3 protein-coding genes are annotated in these 602 nt (G+C 52.7%); all 3 read left to right on the top strand.

Annotation, left to right across the window (positions count from 1 at the left end):
* On the top strand, positions 1-234 hold a 234-nt coding region (locus tag BLX24_RS31020; RefSeq protein ID WP_177226006.1), incomplete at its 5' end, for a hypothetical protein.
* Complete coding sequence (locus tag BLX24_RS33985; protein ID WP_262483016.1) at positions 234-359, top strand: hypothetical protein; 126 nt, start codon at positions 234-236, stop codon at positions 357-359. The genes BLX24_RS31020 and BLX24_RS33985, both read left to right, overlap by 1 nt.
* On the top strand, positions 337-602 hold a 266-nt coding region (locus BLX24_RS31015; protein ID WP_143092973.1), incomplete at its 3' end, for a hypothetical protein. The genes BLX24_RS33985 and BLX24_RS31015, both read left to right, overlap by 23 nt.

Genomic DNA, 602 nt, shown 5'->3' with positions numbered 1-602 from the left:
CGGGGCAATCAGCGCAGTTTGCAGGTGCCCCAGTTTATGGACTGGTCATCACTGTATTATTCCCACACCGAAGCGTTTGCCGAGCGCAACTGGAACCCGAATGCCGACCGCTACCTGCATTTAGGCTTCAATACCGGCTCACCGGGCGGCTGCTATCTGGTGTCCCGCCGGAAGGGTGATATCAACGCCATCGCCAACCACCTTACCCCGTTTTTACGAAGCCTGAAACCCTGATGTTTTTTTCTGACCTGTGGTACCGCATCATTCATTCTGAAGCATGGCCGTTTCTGATCACGGCCATTGGTATGATACTGCTCGAAAACCGCATTTTCAATTATGGCAAAAAGAATCAATCCTGAGCAGATCGGCATGGGGCTGGCTGCGCTATTGATCAGCTGGATCGTCTGGCTGCTGGTTACGCACATCATGGACTGCGCTCAGGGCAGCGACCGCTATTCAGAAGTGCTGGTGGTCGACAAGGAATTTCGCGAAGCCTGGGTTGAAACCCGGACTGAAATTGAAGTGTATCAGTCGGGAAAGATTACACTTACAAGACCGGTAATTCGGGAACACTACCACGCCGCCCGCTATACACTGCACAT

The organism is Arsenicibacter rosenii, from assembly GCF_001870735.1.
Classification (GTDB): Bacteria; Bacteroidota; Bacteroidia; order Cytophagales; family Spirosomataceae; genus Arsenicibacter; species Arsenicibacter rosenii.
This window is presented reverse-complemented; position numbering and strand designations above follow the sequence as displayed.